20 protein-coding genes and 1 tRNA gene are annotated in these 17,948 nt (G+C 65.5%); 8 read left to right on the forward strand and 13 right to left on the reverse strand.

The features are described from left to right. Positions 1–24: 24 nt before the first annotated feature. Both ABZ293_RS15365 and ABZ293_RS15370 read right to left on the reverse strand, forming a co-directional pair. Complete coding sequence (locus tag ABZ293_RS15365) at positions 25–654, reverse strand: transglycosylase SLT domain-containing protein (protein WP_355180947.1); 630 nt, start codon at positions 652–654, stop codon at positions 25–27. A gap of 528 nt (positions 655–1,182) precedes the next feature. Further along, a complete protein-coding gene (locus ABZ293_RS15370) occupies positions 1,183–1,653 on the reverse strand; it encodes a MarR family transcriptional regulator (RefSeq protein ID WP_355180949.1) in 471 nt (156 codons plus the stop codon). Positions 1,654–1,729: 76 nt separating this feature from the next. Here ABZ293_RS15370 and ABZ293_RS15375 point away from each other — a divergent pair, with 76 nt between their 5' ends. Continuing rightward, positions 1,730–2,104: a cupin domain-containing protein gene (locus tag ABZ293_RS15375; protein WP_355180951.1), complete on the forward strand. Its 375-nt coding sequence runs from the start codon at positions 1,730–1,732 to the stop codon at positions 2,102–2,104. Positions 2,105–2,235: 131 nt separating this feature from the next. On the opposite strand, the gene ABZ293_RS15380 is transcribed toward ABZ293_RS15375, so the two are convergent. Continuing rightward, positions 2,236–2,877 (reverse strand): TetR/AcrR family transcriptional regulator, encoded by a 642-nt coding sequence (locus ABZ293_RS15380; RefSeq protein WP_355180953.1) that lies wholly within the window; start codon positions 2,875–2,877, stop codon positions 2,236–2,238. 112 nt (positions 2,878–2,989) lie between these two features. Here ABZ293_RS15380 and ABZ293_RS15385 point away from each other — a divergent pair, with 112 nt between their 5' ends. Together ABZ293_RS15385 and ppgK are read left to right on the forward strand one after the other, a co-directional pair. Next, positions 2,990–4,090: an NmrA family NAD(P)-binding protein gene (locus tag ABZ293_RS15385; protein ID WP_355180955.1), complete on the forward strand. Its 1,101-nt coding sequence runs from the start codon at positions 2,990–2,992 to the stop codon at positions 4,088–4,090. A gap of 475 nt (positions 4,091–4,565) precedes the next feature. After that, positions 4,566–5,408 carry a polyphosphate--glucose phosphotransferase gene (ppgK, locus tag ABZ293_RS15390; protein ID WP_355180957.1) on the forward strand — a complete coding sequence of 281 codons (843 nt, stop codon included), beginning with the start codon at positions 4,566–4,568 and terminating at the stop codon, positions 5,406–5,408. Between the two features lie 82 nt (positions 5,409–5,490). On the opposite strand, the gene ABZ293_RS15395 is transcribed toward ppgK, so the two are convergent. After that, positions 5,491–6,147: a hydrolase gene (locus ABZ293_RS15395; RefSeq protein ID WP_355180959.1), complete on the reverse strand. Its 657-nt coding sequence runs from the start codon at positions 6,145–6,147 to the stop codon at positions 5,491–5,493. Between the two features lie 432 nt (positions 6,148–6,579). After that, positions 6,580–7,314, reverse strand: coding sequence for a YoaK family protein (locus tag ABZ293_RS15400; RefSeq protein WP_355180961.1), 735 nt, complete (start codon positions 7,312–7,314; stop codon positions 6,580–6,582). A 569-nt stretch (positions 7,315–7,883) separates the two neighbouring features. On the opposite strand from ABZ293_RS15400, the gene ABZ293_RS15405 reads away from it, so the two are divergent. After that, positions 7,884–8,276, forward strand: coding sequence for a hypothetical protein (locus ABZ293_RS15405; RefSeq protein WP_355180963.1), 393 nt, complete (start codon positions 7,884–7,886; stop codon positions 8,274–8,276). A gap of 331 nt (positions 8,277–8,607) precedes the next feature. On the opposite strand, the gene ABZ293_RS15410 is transcribed toward ABZ293_RS15405, so the two are convergent. Further along, positions 8,608–9,033, reverse strand: a complete 426-nt coding sequence (locus tag ABZ293_RS15410; protein WP_355180965.1) for a RidA family protein — start codon at positions 9,031–9,033, stop codon at positions 8,608–8,610. An 83-nt stretch (positions 9,034–9,116) separates the two neighbouring features. Further along, entirely contained in the window at positions 9,117–10,664 is a 1,548-nt protein-coding gene (locus ABZ293_RS15415) for an FAD-dependent monooxygenase (protein ID WP_355180967.1), read from the reverse strand. A gap of 45 nt (positions 10,665–10,709) precedes the next feature. Between ABZ293_RS15415 and ABZ293_RS15420 the strand changes: the two genes are divergently transcribed. Then, positions 10,710–11,156, forward strand: coding sequence for a MarR family transcriptional regulator (locus ABZ293_RS15420; RefSeq protein ID WP_355180969.1), 447 nt, complete (start codon positions 10,710–10,712; stop codon positions 11,154–11,156). Between the two features lie 98 nt (positions 11,157–11,254). On the opposite strand, the gene ABZ293_RS15425 is transcribed toward ABZ293_RS15420, so the two are convergent. Then, positions 11,255–12,061, reverse strand: coding sequence for an alpha/beta hydrolase (locus ABZ293_RS15425; protein WP_355180971.1), 807 nt, complete (start codon positions 12,059–12,061; stop codon positions 11,255–11,257). Between the two features lie 93 nt (positions 12,062–12,154). Here ABZ293_RS15425 and ABZ293_RS15430 point away from each other — a divergent pair, with 93 nt between their 5' ends. Together ABZ293_RS15430 and ABZ293_RS15435 are read left to right on the forward strand one after the other, a co-directional pair. After that, a complete protein-coding gene (locus ABZ293_RS15430) occupies positions 12,155–12,574 on the forward strand; it encodes a MarR family transcriptional regulator (protein WP_355180973.1) in 420 nt (139 codons plus the stop codon). A 42-nt stretch (positions 12,575–12,616) separates the two neighbouring features. Next, positions 12,617–12,877 (forward strand): hypothetical protein, encoded by a 261-nt coding sequence (locus tag ABZ293_RS15435; protein ID WP_355180974.1) that lies wholly within the window; start codon positions 12,617–12,619, stop codon positions 12,875–12,877. Between the two features lie 313 nt (positions 12,878–13,190). Here the strand turns inward: ABZ293_RS15435 and ABZ293_RS15440 are convergent. After that, positions 13,191–13,263: transfer RNA gene (locus ABZ293_RS15440), tRNA-Lys, on the reverse strand. 351 nt (positions 13,264–13,614) lie between these two features. Between ABZ293_RS15440 and ABZ293_RS15445 the strand changes: the two genes are divergently transcribed. Continuing rightward, complete coding sequence (locus tag ABZ293_RS15445; protein ID WP_355180976.1) at positions 13,615–14,799, forward strand: Ig-like domain-containing protein; 1,185 nt, start codon at positions 13,615–13,617, stop codon at positions 14,797–14,799. A gap of 76 nt (positions 14,800–14,875) precedes the next feature. Here the strand turns inward: ABZ293_RS15445 and ABZ293_RS15450 are convergent, their stop codons facing one another. The 4 genes from ABZ293_RS15450 to ABZ293_RS15465 all read right to left on the reverse strand — a co-directional run bounded on the left by ABZ293_RS15450 (position 14,876) and on the right by ABZ293_RS15465 (position 17,945). After that, positions 14,876–15,178, reverse strand: a complete 303-nt coding sequence (locus ABZ293_RS15450; protein WP_355180978.1) for a hypothetical protein — start codon at positions 15,176–15,178, stop codon at positions 14,876–14,878. 173 nt (positions 15,179–15,351) lie between these two features. Beyond that, a complete protein-coding gene (locus tag ABZ293_RS15455; RefSeq protein ID WP_355180980.1) occupies positions 15,352–16,359 on the reverse strand; it encodes a TauD/TfdA family dioxygenase in 1,008 nt (335 codons plus the stop codon). Positions 16,360–16,826: 467 nt separating this feature from the next. Next, a complete protein-coding gene (locus ABZ293_RS15460; RefSeq protein WP_355180982.1) occupies positions 16,827–17,222 on the reverse strand; it encodes a hypothetical protein in 396 nt (131 codons plus the stop codon). A 108-nt stretch (positions 17,223–17,330) separates the two neighbouring features. Next, on the reverse strand, positions 17,331–17,945 hold the full coding sequence (locus ABZ293_RS15465) for a TetR/AcrR family transcriptional regulator (RefSeq protein WP_355180984.1): 615 nt from the start codon (positions 17,943–17,945) through the stop codon (positions 17,331–17,333). Between the last annotated feature and the right edge of the window lie 3 nt (positions 17,946–17,948).

The following is a 17,948-nucleotide window of genomic DNA, read 5'->3' on the forward strand; positions in this document are numbered from 1 at the left end:
AGGCGTTGTCGAGGCAGTCGCGGATCAGTACGCCGAGTTGACGTTATCCATCGAGCCGTAGCGGTGCGCCGCGTAGTTGCAGGCGGCGGTGATGTTGGCCACCGGGTCCCAGATGTCCCAGGCGGTGCCTTCGACGTGGTAGGCGTTGAAGGTGGGGTCGATCACCTGGAGCAGGCCCTTGGAGGGGATGCCGGCGGCGGCGTTGGAGTCCCAGAGGTTGATGGCCTGGGGGTTGCCACCGGATTCGCGCATGATGTTGCGGTAGATGCCGTTGTAGCTGCCCGGGATGCCCTGTGCGGCCATGACGTCGAGGGCGTGGTGGATCCAGCCGTCGAGGTTGTCCTCGTAGACCGGGGCCGGGGGCGGCGGCGGGGTCAGGCCGGGGACCGGCGGCAGTTCGGGCAGCGGCGGCAGCTCGGGCAGCGCGGGCAGGCCGGCAACGGCCTGGGCGTCGATCGGCTCGGCCGCGGGAGTCACGGCGGGGGCGGCGGGCTGCTGCTCGGCGACCATGGCGATGCGCGACGGAACGCTGTCGTCGGCCAGCGCGACTACGGAGGAGGTGCCGACGGCGATGATGCCGGCTGCGGCGACAGCGAGGGTGACGCTGTCACGGAGCGACATGCGGCGGAAAGCAGAGAGGCGTTTGTCGAGCATTTCGAAATCAGTTCCTTGTCGTGTCCAGAGAGGCGATCCGGCCCGGTAGAGGCAGCGCGGATCTCCGACGGGGCACCCGGTTGGAAGGCCCGCCTGAATCGGTTCGTATGCTGTTTTCGGGTTTTGTTGTGAAGGCCAGGCGAAGCCCTGGCGCCCGACGCGGTAAGAGCCACCCGGGGTCGGTTCCCGGCGGGTGCCGCTGTCGTGCGGGGAGAATGCGATCAGTGCCGCTGATTCTCCGGCGACCGCGGCGGGGAAAACCCATCTGCCGTTGCGGTCGTTTTCCGACTGTGTGTGGATTGCTCCACGGTGTAACCGAACTGTTGGCCTGTTCGTGACCTGATCTCAGCTTGGTCACGATGGGTTAATGCAGGGTGAACGAGCGGTGAACGGTCAGGGTTGCCGATCTTGGAAAGCCCTGGTCGGGCTTCTGAAAACCCTATCTACGCGGGGAGTTTGCTCCTAAACGCGCTGTGGCGCAGGTCACATTTTTTTATCTGTAACGCGGGCCACTTTGTCTCAATTTGGTCACCATGAGGCCGGACGGACCCGTCCGGGGGGCACCACGCGGGTCAAATTGTTACGCAATTCGGCGACTGCGGAATCGCCCAAAACGGACGCCCACTGGTCGGCGAAGTTCGCCGCCGCGGCATCCGCCGCGCGTGTGCAGGCCCATCCCTTTTCGGTGAGGGTGATCAGTCGCGCGCGGGCGTCGTCGGGATGTGCGTTGCGTTCGGCGTAGCCCTTGCGCACGAGTTCGTCCACCAACTGACTGGCGGCCTGTTTGGTCACCCCCAGATGCTCGGCCAACTCGCCGACCGTCGCACCGCTCGGGGCCAGCCGGACGAAGGCGAACCCGTGAGTCGGCCGTATGTCGGCGAATCCGGCGGCGACCACTCCCGCATGAATGGCGTCGGTCGCGGCCGCGCCCGCGGCCAGCAGGAGCAGGGCGAGATCCTGTCCGGGGCGCAGCGTCGAGGCGGGTTTCAGATCCGACATGACTGACATCTTGACACAGATGGGCAAGTTGCTTGACTATATAGTCAAGTTGCTTGACCAAATGAAGGAGTAAGACATGCCTGTGACCCGTGCCGCCGAGGCCGAAACCCACGAAATGCACGGCACCCGATTCACCTCCTATATCCGCCCCGGTATGGGTAGTGCCGAACTGTGCGTCTGGCAGACCCAGGTGCCCGCGGGCTTGAAGGGCATGCCGCACAAGGTTTTACGAGAGGAGGCATTCGTCATCATCGCGGGTGTGGTGACCCTGACCATCGACGGTCAGCCGGAGGAATTGCGAGCGGGCGATGCCGCCCTCGCCCCGGCGGGCTCGACCATCAACATGGAAAACAACGGAACCGAAACCGCCACCCTCGTGGTGACCGTTCCAGTCGGCTTTCAAGGTGAGCTGCTCGACGGAACGGTCATCAATCCGCCATGGGCCAGCTGATCGGGGCCGACGGGCCGCGTGTCCAACGACACACCCGGCGTTATCGCCCCGATGGCGGTGTGTTATCGCACTGATCGAACAAAAATCCCCCCGTCGGCATGTGGCCGACGGGGGGATTTTGCTGATGCCGGTTACGTATCCGTTTGGTTGAGAAGGCCGTTGGCGATGAGCGTGAGGACCTGGTCGACGGCGAAGGCGACGGCCGGCGGGGTATCGGGAAGCGGTCCATCGACGAGTAGGACGGCGAGTCCGTGCACGGCGGACCAGGCGGCGATCTCCGCGCCGGGGCGGCGCTGCGACCTCATGAGACCCGCGTGCACCGCCTCGTCCAGGACCTGGCCGAGAATCGTGAACGGCTCCGGCGCGGCGTCGTCGGTCGAGGGTGCTGCGGGTGGATCGCCGGCAGCCACGGGGTGCGAGACGAACGCGCAACGGAACAGGCCGGGTTCCGACAGCGCGAAGTCGATATAGGCGGCGCCGACCGCGCCCAGACGCAGGAGCACGTCGTCGGTCTGGTCGATGCGGCGTCGCATCTCGGCCCCGAGCTGAGCCCTGGCGTACCGGGACACCTCTGCCAGCAGCGCCTCGCGGTCGGCGAAGTGACGATAGGCGGCCGAATGGGACACGCCCGCCGCCCGGGCGACCTCCCGTAGGACGACCCGGTCCGGCCCGCCCGCGCGGGCGAGCGCGACGCTCGTCTCGATCAGCGTGGACCGCAGCGCACCGTGGTGGTACGACTTGCGCCGGTCGGGCCGGGTGTCACTAGCGGTCATATCCCCAGGATGGTACGCCGAGCCACATGTTGACAACGGTCACATAGAGGCGCACGCTCATATCCGGAAGTGACCGTTGGTCACATTGGTCGATCTCACGGAAGGACATGTGATGAAGCAAACGCGAGTGCTGGTAACCGGAGCGACGGGCAAGGTCGGCTCCGCAGTGGCCACCCAACTGCTGGAACGCGGGGTACCGACCAGGGTTCTGGTGCATCGCGAGGATGTTCGCAGCGCGCGGCTGCGGGCCCTGGGCGCGGAGATCGTGGTCGCGGACATGCTCGACATACCGCAGGTGCAGGCCGCACTGGAGGGTGTCGACCGGCTCTACTTCAATCCGCCCTACCACCCGCACGTGCTCTACAGTGCGGTCGCGTTCGCCGTGGCCGCGCGGCGGGCGGGAGTGGAGGCGGTGGTGGTGCTTGGCCAATGGCTCGCCAGCCCCGAGCATCCGTCGCTGATGACCCGCCACGCCTGGTTGACGGACAAGCTGTTCGAAATGCTGCCCGACACCGCCCACGTGGCCGTAGACCCGGGATTCTTCGCCGATAACTACTTCAACCTGCTACCGACGGCCGCGCAGATGGGAATAATGCCGTTCCCGACCGGGGCGGGGCTGAACGCGCCGCCGTCCAATGAGGACATCGCGAGGGTCGCGGTGGGCGCGCTGCTCGACCCCCATCGGCACGACGGCCGGTCCTATCGCCCGACCGGTCCGACACTGATGTCCGGGGCAGACCTCGCGAATGCGATGGGTGAGGCGCTGGGCCGGCGGGTGCGTCACGTCGACGTCTCTCCGCGCATGTTCATGAAAGCGGTGCGGGTGGGTGCCAAGCGGATGGGCTTCGACGTGTTCCTCGAGTCGAGCCTGCACCACTACATGCCCGAATACGCGCTGGGGACATGGCAGTTCGGCGGACCGACGACGCACGTGCGTGACGTCGCGGGCGTGGAACCTGAAGACTTCGTGACCATCGCCCGCCGATACGCGACCGCGCCGGAATGTCGCCGTACCACCGGGAACTTCCTGCGCGAGACCTGGGACTCATTGCTGATGGCTGTCACACCGATGCGCGATGTGGATCGGTTCGAACGCGCACAGCAGCAGCCCAGACCCGCAATTCCGCGCTTCTCTGGCGAGTCCGACATCTGGCGGAGCGAACACACCCTCACCGCTGACGACGCCGTCCCGGTCAACGCCGCATCCAACTGACTGCATTCACCTCTGGAAAGGAGATTCGTAGATCTGGCGGTCATCGCAGTGGAAGCGGGAATGTCTGCGCTGGCGCTCGTGGCACCCGAGTCCGGTAACTGTGAATCACCCGCAGTTCCGCGGGTATTGCAGTGTTGACATACGCTGCCGAACTGCAATGGGACCGCCGGCTTTTGCCGGTAGCAGGAATACCGGTCCGGGGGAGAGAATAGATGCTTGATGTTATGTGCACCATCAGTAGCGGAGTATGTCCCTGACATGCGCCGTGTCCGTTCAGCGGGGCGCCCGAAGCGGGCAGTGCCGTTGTGAACGAAGCTTTTGCGCCCTTTTTGTTGGAATAACGGGCAGCCTCCCAAAATCTCTGCCTCGATTTCCGATTCGTGACCAGGCGGACTCGATGAAACCCACGGTAACGACCAGCCCGGAATCTGTGGAGCGAGCCGACCTCGGGCCGCCGTCGCGTACTGGAGTGTCCATGACCGATTCCACCGCTTCGGTCACCGAAAAGCCGAGCCAGGCTGAGCCGCATCGCTGGGGCTTCGGCATCGACGTGGGCGGTACCGGCGTGAAGGGCGGCGTCGTCGATCTCGGCACCGGGCAGCTGATCGGCGACCGCTTCAGACTCCCGACCCCGCAGCCAGCTACTCCGGAGGCTCTCGCCGACACGATCCGCGAGGTGGTGCAGCACTTCCAGTGGGACGCGCCGCTCGGCGTCACCTATCCGGGTGTGGTCAGTGGCGGCGTAGCCCGTACCGCCGCGCACCTCGACAAGTCTTGGATCGGAGTGAACGCCCAGGAGGTGATCAGCGCCGAACTCGGCGGACAGCCGGTGACCCTGCTCAATGACGCCGACGCGGCGGGACTGGCCGAAGTCGAGTTCGGCGCCGGCAAGGACAACGACGGCGTCATTGTGCTGCTGACGTTCGGCACCGGCATCGGTTCGGCGGTGATCCATAACGGGGTTTTGTTGCCCAACACTGAATTCGGTCACATCGAGGTCGGCGGAATGGAGGCCGAGCGTCGGGGCGCCGCGTCGGTCAAGGAAAGGCACGCCTGGAGCTACAAGCGTTGGGCCCCGGAGGTGACGAAGGTGCTGGTCGCCATCGAAAACGCGATCTCGCCCGACCTGTTCATCGCCGGTGGCGGGGTCAGCCGCAAAGGCGACAAATGGATTCCGTTGCTGAAGAATCGCACGCCGGTGGTGGCCGCCGTCTTGCAGAACACCGCGGGGATCGTCGGGGCAGCGGTGGCTGCGCGTGCCGATCCAACGCGCGCAACCAGCCCGCCCGGCGGTAGCGGTCGTCTTCACTGGGTTTGATCAGCGGGACCCAGCCGTGGTCCCGGCGGATGTTGAACCCGAGAAAGTCACATCCCTGATTCCCAATGGTGGAGAACCCGATCTACTGACGGAAGAGGTCGCCGGTGGTATCGCCGATTCGGCGCTTGCGGTGGAAGTAGTCGTTGATGATGACCCGGTAGAGGTCTGCGTCGGAGCGGGCCCAGTTGCGCATTAGTTCGCAGCCGAGGGCCAACGAGGTGATGGGGTGGGCGCCGGCCTGGACCATGCGGGTGATTGCGGTCTGGTGCGTGACGGGGGAGACCCCTCCGACGGCGTCGACGACGGGGTAAACCTCGTAGCCTTCATTCAGCATGTCAAGGGCGGGGAATGCCAAGCAGACCTCGGTCCAGAGGCCGGCCATGATCATCTTCTTACGGCCGGTGGCCTCGACGGCGGCGCGGAAGTCGGCGTCCTCCCAGGAATTCACGCCGGTCCGATCGATTTCGATTACGCCCGGCAGCTCGTTCATCAACTCGGGCACAGTGGGCTGGTTGACACCCATCCCGACCGCCACCGTGGATACCACAGTCGGTACCCGGTAGGCGTGGGCCAGCTTGGCCAGTGTGATGGCGCCGAGGTCGATCTCGGCACGGGTAGCGGACCCGACGGTGGCGTATTGGCCGGGTTGGAAATCTATCAACACGATGGCACAGTTCTGCGGTGTCAGAAGGTGATCGGTTTGCGGGTCACGGATCGGCTCAGGATTGAGCTTGGCCATCGTCTTCTCTCTCGAGATCGCCAGGCGGACGATGCCGAGGCGCCCTGGAGTAGGCACTGGTCGGCTGAGTCTCACTGGTTCGGGAGTGCTGTGTCTCGGTGTGCGTACTCGGGCTGCGTTGCGGTGGCGGCCAGGCAGGATGTGGTACCGACGAATGCCTTGCGGGTTACCTGCCATGGTCGTTCCTGCCGTTCGTCGCGGCGGCGTGCGAGCAGCGGCGAGCACGCATTCCAGTCTGTACGGCGCGGGCAGGTGATCACCCCGCTTCACGGGCCGTGAATCCCTGAAAACGGGACACCGTGAATTGGTCAGCGGGGGACTCGAACAGCCGCCGCCCGACTGCGCCGGACACCTGGCCGAGACTGCGCCACTTCGACATGACCTGACGTCGCGGTGCGTGCGCAGCATCACTTGTTCCGAGGTAGATCGGAGTCACGACTTGGCGGTCCAGCTTCGGGTGGAGCGGGCGGCGAAGCGTCCGAAGACGACGATCGTGGCCAGAAGGAACACCGCGACTGCGAGCGTGGCCGGACCGTGGCCGTGGACGACAAGTGCGGAGCCGATCGCCGCGCCGGCGAACATGGCGCCGATCGGAATCAGACGTCGGCCGAGCTTGCTGTTGGTACCGCCCGCAGCGACGCTGTCGGCCGCGATGCCGGTGAGCGTGAGCGTGAGGACCGTGGTGGTCAGGTCGGGGACGGCCAGGGCGCGGGCGGTCGCATTCTGCAGACCCAAACCCGCGCCCAGGAATGCGATGAGTACAGCCAGCGACCAGCCGTGGTAGGGCTGACCGACCATCAACGTCGTGATCCACGCCGCGGTGATCAGCACCAGCTCGGTCACTGCGGCACCGTAGAGGTGGCGGCCCCGGTGGACACCGAGGCGGCTGTGCAGGCGCCCGCCGGTCAGCGCGCCGATCAGGAAGGTCGCCACCGCCAGCAGCAGGGCCCACCAGACGAAGCCGGGCGCGGCTGCAGCGGCGAAGCCGGCGAAGACGACGTTTCCGGTCATGTTCGCGACCAGGACGTGCCCCAGTTCGAGGTAGCTGAACGCATCGACCAGACCGGTGACCACGGTTAGTGCGAGCAGCATTGGCGGCAGTGGGCCGTGCGTATGCCCAGGTCCGGGCACGATCAGCCGGCCGGCGTCGATCAAATGCTGTCTCATGCATGCCCCCTGGGCGGGCTGATGACCGCTCCGGCATCGAATCGGGGCCAGTGTCCGGCCGGGGTCGTGATCATGGTGAGCAGGGCCGACGCACAGTGCGCGACTGTGTCGTGCGCGTAGCCGAAGTTGTGGGCGAACGGCTCGGGCGCCCCACAGGGCCCGCATCGGCGTGATGCCGTTCGCCGGCAACAGGTTCCGAATTCACAGGTCAGCCTCCACTCGGCCGGAAGCGTTCGGTTCTGATCGCTGCCGGCGCCTCGCCCATTTTCGGCTGCAGACCGCGAATGCCGCCCCTCCTCGCGGGCCGGAAAGGCCTCCGATCAGGACATGCGCGGACGGCGGAGCAAGCAGAGCCAGTTCGCGGGTCCTCCACCGACGGGCCGCTCTGGCGCCATGGGGCCTATACGGGTGTCGTGGGTGTCGGCGCTGCGGGCGCGCCGTACCGCATTGCCCAATTGGATTCCCCGCAGCCCGGCTGCCGGTCGATATAGTTGCACGGGTCATAGGTCACACATCGTGGGCGCGCGTCGGCGAGCCGGCTCGCTGCCGGATTCCACGGGAGGCGCGGCATGACGTCGACATATATGGGGAAGCCGTACTATCCAGCGTGGCTGGACAACCTGGCCGACGATGTAACCGGGGAGGGCGCGGCGTGGGACGGCGCCATCCAGGGCGCGCAGGCCGTCCATGAAGTCGTGGTCGCCGCCCGCGAAATATACGAGTTCCAAGACTTCCACTACGTAGGCCCCTGCGGCGAGAACAGCTTCCTCGAGGACTACACCTCATCAGTCCGCGGCGTGCCGATTCATGTCATCGTCCTGGTTACCTTCAACGCCGCCGGAAAGGCTCAGCGCCTCGTGGTGAACCACCGGCCACGCAGCTCCCTGCTGCTGTTGTCCCGCTTGATGCTCGAGCGGTTCGCCGGCACACCCCTTGCCAAGCATTGGGAAAGCACACCTTGAGGAGCGCGCATTAGTGCGCCCTTGTGCCTGATCGCCGGGGCGGGTGGTGGCACTGGACTGCGGCTGTTCGACGCCAGGGTTCCGCTCACAACGGAGATTCGCGCACGGATTTCACCGAAACTGCTGGGCCTGTGAACCACCGTTCTCGGCCCGGAGAAACGTTTCGTCGGCCTGGCCCCGTGCAACGAGCAGTCGCCCCGAGACAACGAACGTGCCGCCAGTTTCGCGCGGTGTCACGCAGATCGGCGGGGTCGGCGCGGTCGAGGAGGACCGGTCGCGCTGGACTCGCATGGCCGGGACGGTGTGGATGCATCGTCCCGGCGTGCGGGCGTCAGATGCGCGGTAGCGAACTGTCGCGGTCGAGGGCCGCAACCCCGTCGATCTCGACGCGCACTCCCTCGCGTACCAGCTGCGCGACGACCGTCGTCCGGGCCGGCATCGCGGAGCAGTCGGCGAAGAACTCTCGATACACGCGGTTGAAGGTCGCGAAGTCCTGCTTGTCAGCGAGATAGCAGGTGCACTTGATAATCAGGTCTTTTCTGCTGCCCGAAGCGACAGCGACTGCGACGAGATTGTGCAGGACCTGCCGCACCTGGGCACCGAAGTCGTCAGGTATCTCGTAGGTGACAGGGTCGAGCGGACCTTGGCCGGAGGTGAAGACCAGATCGCCGACTCTGATGGCCTGCGACAGCGGTGGCTCTGTGCCGTCGGGGAATCGCACGAACGGGGCGTCGTCGGTATGGATGCTCTCGATCATGTCAGGCATTGTTCTACGCTGCCGTGCGCTGGTCACTCCACCGAATCATGTTGGCGCCGAACCTGCCTCATCCAAGCGCGCCATCAGGGAGTTGGTAGCTTGCTGTCGGCTGCGCCCACCCATTGGCTGAGTGCGGCGGTCAGAGTGTGGTGGTCGATGGGTTGGGTGGCGGGGTTGACCCAGGCGACGTAACCGTCGGGGCGGACGAGGGCCGCGTCGATGGCGGGGACGTCGCCGAAGACGGGCAGGTGCCACGGGCTGCTGGACCGGGTGGGCGCGAGCCGTGCGTCGACACGGTCCACGTGGTCGGTCCACGGGGTGGGAATGCCCGTCGATCCGTTGGCACGGAGATCGATCAGCACCGGACGGGCTCGGTGGAGCAGGCTGAACACGTCTGTGCGGCCCTGGTCGGTCGTCAGAGGCAGATTTGGCATGCGCCGCCCGAGCAGGGGGTGGGTGTCGCCGAGTGGGTAGCGCAGATCGAGTCCGCTCAGGATTCCGCTCAGACGCAGGCAAACCTCGGGCACGGTGAGGATGTCGGCGACGACCTCGCGCAGAGCGTCGTTCTGCCGTCCGGGTTTGATCAACGCGGTTTGGGCCTTGGTCAGCTGCAGCACGGTGGCCGCGATCGGGTGCCGCTCCTGGTGGTAGGTGTCCAGCAGGGCGTCGGCCGCAGTGCCGTCGAGTACGGCGGCGAGTTTCCAGCCCAGGTTCACCGCGTCCTGAATGCCGAGGTTCAATCCCTGTCCGCCGATGGGCGAGTGGGTGTGGGCTGCGTCCCCGGCGAGGAAGACCCGGCCCTGGCGATAGTGGGTGACGTGGCGGAAGCCGTCGGAGAAGCGCGACATCCAGCGCGCGTCCCGTAGACCGTAATCGGTGCCCAGGCCGTCGCGCATGACCTCGCGCAATTCGTCAAGGGTGACCGGTGCGGTGCGGTCGGCCGGGGGCGTGGCCCGCATCAGGCTCAGGCGGAACAGCCCCGATTCGGCCCGGGAGATCTGGTAGGTGCCGATGCGTTCGTTGCGGCCGAATACACCGTTGCCGTCGGGCGGGGAGTCCAGGTACACGTCGCCGACCACCCAGAACGCGACCGGCTCGTCGCCAGGGAAGGGAAAGCCGCTGATCTTCCGCACAGAGCTGTGGCCGCCGTCGCAGCCGATGAGATAGTCGGCGCGGATCGAGGCCGGGCCTTGCGGCCTTTCGAGAAACACCTCGATGCCGGTGTCGTCCTGGTGCAGGTTCACCACGGTCGTGGACCATAGGAAACGGACGCCGAGGTCGGCGGCGCGGGCGGCCAGGATCCGCTCGGTTTCGTGCTGCGGCAGGATCAGCGCGGAGGGCCAGGCCGGATCGAGTCGGTGCGGGGCCATCGGTAGACCGGAGAACAGGACCCCGGGCAGGACCTTGCCGCTGCTGAGGAACTTCTCGGCCAATCCGCGCTGGGTGAATATCTCCATGCTGCGGGCATTGATGCCCGGTGCGCGCGACTCGCCGACCGTGCCGACCGGGCGGCGCTCCAGCACGACGACGTCGATGCCGCCGAGCCGCAGCTCGCAAGCCAGCATGAGGCCGGTCGGGCCCGCGCCCGCGATGACTACTTGGGCTGCTGGTACGGAAACGCTATTGTTCATAGGATCCTATGTAACTCTAAATAGGATCCTATGTAAAGGAGGGATGTGGAAACCACATCGATGCCAAGCTTGGCCCAGCTGATCAATCGCGCCGCACGCGCGCTGGCGCGCGACGGAGACGCCGCGCTCAAACCGCTCGGGCTGCGTTACGCCCAGGTCCCCGTGCTCGCGCTGCTGCGCGACGGCGCCGAGCTGACGCAGAAGGAGCTGGCCGACGCCACCGGCATCGAGCAGCCCTCCATGGCCCAGCTGCTCACCCGGATGGAACGCGACGGGCTGATCCGCCGCACGCCCAACCCCCGCGATGCGCGCAGTCAGACGATCACGCTGGCCACCGAGACCGCACCGCACCTGAACGCCGCGCGCCGGCAGCTGGCCGACCTCAACGCGCGGGCCGTCGCCGGATTCACGTCCGCGGAGATCCGAACCCTCGAGGAGCTGCTGATCCGGCTCAACGACAACCTCGACAGGGGCAGCGCCGAATCGGCCTGAGGTGGTGCGAAGGAATTCGAGCTTGCCGCCGATCTCGATCAGCTGGCAGGCGTGCCCGAGCCGGGTCACGGTGAGAGAGGTGCGCCTAGTCGTGGTCCTCACTTCAGGAGGTCGAGGTCGAGGATGGCGCCGAGGAGTTCCTCGGGCGTCTCGACCTGGGGCAGATGACCGGTGCGGGGCAGCAGCGTGAAGGCCGCGCCGGGGATCGCGGCGGCGTACGCCTTGCCGTATTCGGGGTCGACCATGCGGTCGCCCTCACCCCACAGCACATGGACCGGCAGATCGATGGCGGCCAAGCGCGTGGCCAGTGTCGGGTCGGTCATGGTCGGGCCGGTGTAGCCGATCAGCGCCCGCACATCCGGGCTCGGACCGGTGCCGCCACCGGGCGCGGTCGGCGCCTTGCTCGGGTCATGCCAGGAAAACGAGCGGATCTCCTCGATCGACTTGCCGCGCACATCGGTCATTGGGTGGCCTTCGACCTCGATGCCGATCGCGTCGATGATCACCGCGCCGCTGACCCGCGGGCTGGCCTGCATGGCGATCTCGGCGGCCAGCCAGCCGCCGAAGGAGTTGCCGATCACGGTCACGTCGCTGAGGTCGAGTTGGTCGAGCAGCGCGACGTACGCCCGGGCCAAGGCGGTGACATCGGTCAGCCCGTCGGCCTTCGGTGTGCCGGAGAAGCCGGGGTGGGTGGGCAGCAGCACTCGCGAGTGCGTGCGCTCGGCCAGCAGGTCGGCAAAGTCGGCCATGGTCTGCACCCCGCCGCCGCCGTGCAGGAGCAGGAATGGCCGCGTGCGGTCACGCTCGTCGACGGCGATCTCGACGGTGTCGACCGAATCGGTTGCGAGAGTGTGGATGTCGGTGCGGGTAGGTCGCAGGCTGCCGGCCGGAACGGAAGTGCTCATTGTCGTGATCCTTTGCGCTATCAGTTATGTAAGGAACCTTATATCAGCAACCTTATGTAAGCAACCTTTATTTGAGCAGTTAGGATGAGTGCCATGAGCTATCGCCCGGCCGAGGTGGGCCTGTCCGTCAAACGGCTGCAGTACCGCCACCACCGCGCGCTGAACCGCGCCCTGACGCCGCTGGGAATCTCCCTCGTGCAGTGGGACACACTCCGTCACCTGCACCGCAATCCGGACGCCTCACTGCACGATCTGGCCGTGCTGACTTTCCAGACCGACCAATCGTTCGGCTCACTGGCCACCCGAATGGCCGACCGCGGACTGATCGAACGCCTCTCCGGCCCGGGACGCGCCGTCCGCCACCGGCTCACCGAGGTGGGCGAACGGCTGCGCGCCGAGGGGCAAGCGATCATGGATGCCATCGCCGAGGAATCCTTCCAGGGGCTCTCCCAGGCCGAACTCGACGAACTCGGAGCACTCCTGGACAAAGCCCTCGCCTCCGAACCGGCCTAGCAGGACGCCAACTCGCCGACGGGCAGGCCGAAGAAGGCGGCGATGGCCGCGACGGTGTCGAAGGTCAGGCCGGTGGGGCCCATGCAGCCCCCGACACGCGAGCACCTCCAGGCGGTGCTGCGCCGAGTGTCCGGCAGCGATGTGACGGTACGCTATGCGGCCGAGCCCGCGAGAAACGCGCTCGGACTGAGTGCCGTGCTGGTCCGGCCTGACGGCATCGTCGCTTGGGCGAGCGATCGGGACGACCCAGATCCTGGAGCGTTCGAGCAGGCCGCCGACCGGTGGTTCGGCAGGCCGGCATGAGCGACGGTGGTCGGCGGGCCTTGGACCGGCGCAACCCGCCGCCAGATCGAGCACACCCTCGCTGCGAGATCGCTGAGGCGTCGGATTCGAAAACGGCCGCGAAGCAGTTGGGGCATTCTTGTGAGGGCGTCACGGAGCGGCGCTATATCGTCTCGCCGGAGCAGGCGCCGGACTCATCGGCCGTCCTGGAGCCGGGGTTGGGCACGGCCAGCTGCTGAACCAATGGTGGTGACTTTTTGGTGTTCTTTTGGTGACGGTCCGGTAGAGCGGAACAAGCCCAACCGTAGTGTCGGGCCTGACTTGCTAATTTAAGTGCGCCATCAGGGACTCGAACCCCGAACCCGCTGATTAAGAGTCAGCTGCTCTGCCAATTGAGCTAATGGCGCGGATCTTGCTGTGCTCCGTGTTCCGGTGCGGGACAAAGATTAACAGGCGGAGTGCCCATAAGTGAAATCGGTTTCTGACCGGGGCAGATGGGGAGCCCGCGGCCGGTGTTAACACGGCGCGGGATGGAAGTGATCTAACCGGTGAACCTGCCAGCGGCGGAGTGGTTTCACGTTGGATCATGCCTTCCGACCTGACAGAATGGCGGGGGCGTGATCTTGACCGGACTCCATCGGCGTTGCGGGAGGAGCTGTGTCGGTTGGATCCGAAGCCATCGGTGCGCTGACGCGGCATCGAGACTTGAAACGGGGTTGAAGTTGAATATGAGCGTTGGTCGGGGTCGGCATCGGTTGATGCGAAAGATCACCGGACCTGCAGTCGTTTTCGCGGTGTTCGCGCTGGCCTTGACGGCATGCTCGTCATCCAACGCCGCGGAAACCGCATCGGTCGCCATCGACCGCAATCCGATCACCGAACTGATGAAGCCCAAGCTGTTGTCCCCGGTCAAGGACGGTGAGATTGGGGTTTCTCCCGGCATGCCGATGACGTTCAAGGTCGATGACGGCAAGTTCACCACGGTGACATTGATCAATCCGCAGGGGGCTCCGGTCGGCGGCAAGCTGGCCGCCGACGGGCGGAGCTGGGAGACCACCGAGGTGCTCGGCTACGGCAAGACCTACAAGCTGAAGGCCGACGCGATCGGTCTCGGTGGCGCGAACTCCACCATGTTGAGTTTCACCACCAGCTCGCCGAACAGTCAGACCAAGCCGTTTCTGCTGCCCGGCGAGGGCGAGGTGGTCGGCATCGGCCAGCCGGTCGCCGTGCAGTTCGACGAGAACATCCCGGACCGCAAGGCCGCGCAGAATGCGATCAAGGTCACCACTGAGCCACCGGTAGAGGGCGCCTTCTACTGGGTGAACAACCGTGAGGTCCGGTGGCGGCCGGAGCACTTCTGGGCGCCGGGTACCAAGGTCACCATTGATGTGAACGTCTACGGCCGCAATCTCGGCAATGGGCTGTTCGGCCAGGACAACATCCACTCCTTCTTTACCATCGGCGATCCGACGATCTTCACCGCCGACGACAACACCAAGCAGGTGACGGTGGAGATGAACGGTCAGGTGGTGCGGACCATGCCGACCTCGATGGGCAAGGACAGCACGCCCACCGATAACGGCATCTACATCGTCGGCGACCGTTTCGATCGCATCATCATGGACTCCTCGACCTACGGCGTCGCGGTGAGTTCGCCGAACGGCTACAAGACGCCGGTCGACTATGCGACCCGGCTGTCCTACTCGGGCATCTTCTTCCACTCCGCGCCGTGGTCGGTTGGCGCGCAGGGCTATTCGAACACCAGCCATGGCTGCCTGAACCTCAGTCCGGCGAATGCGCAGTGGGTGCTGCAGAACGCCAAGCGTGGTGACATCACCATCGTCAAGAACACGGTGGGCGGCACTTTGTCGGGCGTGGACGGTCTCGGTGACTGGAACATTCCGTGGCCGGAATGGAAAGCGGGTAACGCCGACAATCGCTGACCTCCTCGGATAGTGAAAAGGCCCCCGGCGACAGCTTGGGTTCACGCTGTTGCCGGGGGCCTTTTCGCAGGTCGGATTAGGGAATGACCGGGCCCGCTGTGCCCGCGCAACTGAGCGTCCCGCCGACCGCGCTGCCGAGGGCGGCGCACAATAGCGGCCCGCCGAAGAGCAGGCTCTCGAAGCCTTTCATGGCGGCCCCGGCCGATCCGGTCCCCGAGGAGCCGGTGGTGGTGGCTCCGCCCGCCGATCCGGTGGTGAGTGTGCCCGAGCCGGAACTGGATCCGGTGCCCGGCTCGACCGCGATATCCGCGGTTGCGGTACCGGTGGCGCCTGCGAGCAGGGTTGCGCCGACGAAAGCTGCGATTACCGCGGAACGCATCACGAACTTGGTGTCTTTCTGATCAACCGGAGTGGCGTCCTTGCGACACCTCCCTCGTGCCCGCAGTCTACGGAGTGAAAAGGAGATCTGTCACATAATCCGCCGAGTTGGTCGGAGCCCGGGATGCAGGGGCTTGACACCCGCGAAATCGGCTGCGCGGCACTCGTTTCCGGTCAGGCAACCTTGACGTTGGCGGTTGCACGGAATTCTTCGCCTTCGACGATCTCCGAGATGTATCCGGTGGGGCCGACCGGCCGGTCACCGATCAGGGTCACCCGGTGCAGCACTCGCTCGACATCGAGGTGGCCGAGGTCCTGCGGACCCAGGTGGGCGGTGGCACGGTTGTCCCAGAACGCCACACTGCCCGGCTCCCACTTGAATCGGACGGTGTATTCCGGACGGGTGAGGTGCTCGTACAGCAGTTCCAGCAGTTTGCGGCTCTCGACCGCGGACAGATCGAGGATCCGGGTCGTGAAACCGGGATTGACGAACAGCGCCCTCTCGCCCGTTTCGGGATGCACCCGCACGACCGGGTGGTGGGAGACGAGCAGGTTCGCCTTGATCCGGCGCGACAGTTCATCGTTCTCGTCGCCGCGCTCCTGACCGGCCAGGAACCGGTGCTCGGCGCGCAGCCCGTCGACCAGGTTGCGCAGCGGTTCGGAAAGTCCCGCGTAGGCGGCGACCTGGTTGGTCCAGGTCGTGTCGCCCCCGAAGTCCGGCACCGTCTCCGCGCGCAGCAGCGAGGCGGCGGGCGGGTTCACCGCGGCGGTGACATCGGTGTGCCAGCCCGCGTAATAGGTGTACTGACGCTTCGCGTACTCGTCGCGGAACTTCTTGCCGTACTTCTGCTCGTAGCGTTTCGGATCGATCGTCAGGATCTCCGGAAATTCCGCTGGCGGCGCGTCCTCGTGCGGGTGCGCGTGGGTCAGCTCGCCGAACCGTCGCGCGAAGGCGATCTGCTCGGCGTGGCCGATCTGTTGGTCGCGGAAGAACACGACCTTGTGCTTCAGCAGCTTTCGGCGGATCTTGGCGACGACGGCGTCATCGAGTGGTTGCGACAGGTCGACACCACGGATTTCCGCGCCGATATGCCCGGCGAGGGGTCGTACGGAGATTTCCGGCGTGCTCGACTCCGCGTCGGCCGCATTCTCCTGAACGGAATCGCTGATGACGTTGGTCATGATCCGACCTTTCTTTTGATGATTCGCCGGCATATTTCGGGCACGGCGAATGAAGATGTTCGAACCGGAACGGATTTCAGGTTCTGGGCAGTGCGGTGGGTATGTGCGATGCCGCCCCGCAAATAGGCAGTTCGCGGGCCCGATGGCGCTTCGAACTGCGCCGGAGCCGGATCAGCGGTGACAGATTCCGTGCGGCGAGCGCATCAGGTCGACCGTGCGCCGCCGAGTGAAGAGCTTCATGGTTGACATCTCCGTATGCCTTTGCCGTGCGCAAAGGCGTCGTCCCGATGGTGTGTCAATAATGTGGCGGCGGAACCGCTTGGCGCAATACGGATTTCACGATATGGAAATCAGCGTGAATGCAATTCATCAAACGGCGCACCCGATGCGCCGAAGCTCTGGGCGCCCCCAACGCCTGAAGCTCAGCCGGGAAGTGTCCGGGCGCTTCGTTCGGTCGGGGGCTCAGCTCAGCCGTCGAGTTCCAACAGTTCCCACTGCAGCAGGTCTTTCAGCGCGGGGTCTTCGGCTCGCCAGGCGCGAAATACCTTGTGCACGAGATCCATTCCGGTGAAGCCGTACATTCCGGTGATCCTGGCGCGGTAGTGCTTGTCCGGGCCGCCGTCGCGGAACTCGACGTCGTAATCGACGTCGACTTCCGCGTCGGCGTCGGGATCCTGGTCACCGACGTGGTCGAGGTGGATCTGGAAGTAGAACTGGTTCGTCGGCTCGCGATCGAGTCTTTCGACGATCGCGAACATCCAGCGTGCGTTCAGGCTCGCGAATAGATCGTGCACCTCGGTGTCGGTTGGATCGTCCAGCGTGCGTCCGCTCGCATCCATTGCTCGAAGTTTCGGTGCAGTCACGCCGACGATCGTAGCCTCACCGCCAATTCGGTTGCGTCACAGACGGGCACGCCATGATAGGTCGTAGGGCGATGCCCAATATGGAGTAGCACAAGGCGTGCGCCCCCGTTATCCGGTGATGATCGGCACCAGATATTTTCGCGCGAAGGTCTCGAGGTCTTCCTCGGATTCGAGTGTGATCGTTCCGTGTGGCTGCAGGATGAACGAGTGCACGATGCGGCAGACGATTTCGGCGCGGGTATCCAGGTCGGCGGCATCGGGTAGGAGCCCGTTTTCGACAGCACTGCGAAGTGTGGTGGCCGTTGCCGCCACCGACATCGTGAAGATGGGTCCGCCATCGGTGGTGAGTTGGGGCAGGACGCGTTCCGGTTCCAGTGCCAGCATCCGGTTGACGAGCGGATGCGTGCGCCACCGGGTGATCACCGTGACGAAGATGTCGGCGACGAGGGTGTCGACATTGTCGTTGCGCGCGGATATCGCGTCGAGTTCGGCGAGCAACGACTCCACTTCGCGGGTCATCACCGCCCGCACCACATCGTCGCGGGAGCCGATCCGTCGATAGACGGTGACCCGATCGACGTCGGCCTGTCGTGCGATGTCCTCGATCGTCGTCTTCTTGACGCCCACCTTTTCGAACTGGATGAGGGCGGCATCCAAGATGCGAGCCGCCACCGAATCGTCGATCTCGGGCTTGTTCGTCGAGGTCGCAGTCGGGGGGCTCACGTC

The sequence above is a fragment of the Nocardia sp. NPDC005998 genome (assembly GCF_040614395.1).
In the GTDB taxonomy this organism is placed as follows: domain Bacteria; phylum Actinomycetota; class Actinomycetes; order Mycobacteriales; family Mycobacteriaceae; genus Nocardia.

Coding starts and splice junctions, on each gene's coding strand:
- ABZ293_RS15435 (WP_355180974.1), top strand. CDS start 12,617: ATGGCCGCGACGGTGTCGAAGGTCAGGCCGGTGGGGCCCATGCAGCCC.
- ABZ293_RS15385 (WP_355180955.1), top strand. CDS start 2,990: ATGAAGCAAACGCGAGTGCTGGTAACCGGAGCGACGGGCAAGGTCGGC.
- ABZ293_RS15395 (WP_355180959.1), bottom strand. CDS start 6,147: ATGGCCAAGCTCAATCCTGAGCCGATCCGTGACCCGCAAACCGATCAC.
- ABZ293_RS15365 (WP_355180947.1), bottom strand. CDS start 654: ATGCTCGACAAACGCCTCTCTGCTTTCCGCCGCATGTCGCTCCGTGAC.
- ABZ293_RS15410 (WP_355180965.1), bottom strand. CDS start 9,033: ATGATCGAGAGCATCCATACCGACGACGCCCCGTTCGTGCGATTCCCC.
- ABZ293_RS15430 (WP_355180973.1), top strand. CDS start 12,155: ATGAGCTATCGCCCGGCCGAGGTGGGCCTGTCCGTCAAACGGCTGCAG.
- ABZ293_RS15405 (WP_355180963.1), top strand. CDS start 7,884: ATGACGTCGACATATATGGGGAAGCCGTACTATCCAGCGTGGCTGGAC.
- ABZ293_RS15455 (WP_355180980.1), bottom strand. CDS start 16,359: ATGACCAACGTCATCAGCGATTCCGTTCAGGAGAATGCGGCCGACGCG.
- ABZ293_RS15370 (WP_355180949.1), bottom strand. CDS start 1,653: ATGTCGGATCTGAAACCCGCCTCGACGCTGCGCCCCGGACAGGATCTC.
- ABZ293_RS15445 (WP_355180976.1), top strand. CDS start 13,615: ATGCGAAAGATCACCGGACCTGCAGTCGTTTTCGCGGTGTTCGCGCTG.
- ABZ293_RS15415 (WP_355180967.1), bottom strand. CDS start 10,664: ATGAACAATAGCGTTTCCGTACCAGCAGCCCAAGTAGTCATCGCGGGC.
- ABZ293_RS15380 (WP_355180953.1), bottom strand. CDS start 2,877: ATGACCGCTAGTGACACCCGGCCCGACCGGCGCAAGTCGTACCACCAC.
- ABZ293_RS15450 (WP_355180978.1), bottom strand. CDS start 15,178: ATGCGTTCCGCGGTAATCGCAGCTTTCGTCGGCGCAACCCTGCTCGCA.
- ABZ293_RS15425 (WP_355180971.1), bottom strand. CDS start 12,061: ATGAGCACTTCCGTTCCGGCCGGCAGCCTGCGACCTACCCGCACCGAC.
- ppgK (WP_355180957.1), top strand. CDS start 4,566: ATGACCGATTCCACCGCTTCGGTCACCGAAAAGCCGAGCCAGGCTGAG.
- ABZ293_RS15375 (WP_355180951.1), top strand. CDS start 1,730: ATGCCTGTGACCCGTGCCGCCGAGGCCGAAACCCACGAAATGCACGGC.
- ABZ293_RS15400 (WP_355180961.1), bottom strand. CDS start 7,314: ATGAGACAGCATTTGATCGACGCCGGCCGGCTGATCGTGCCCGGACCT.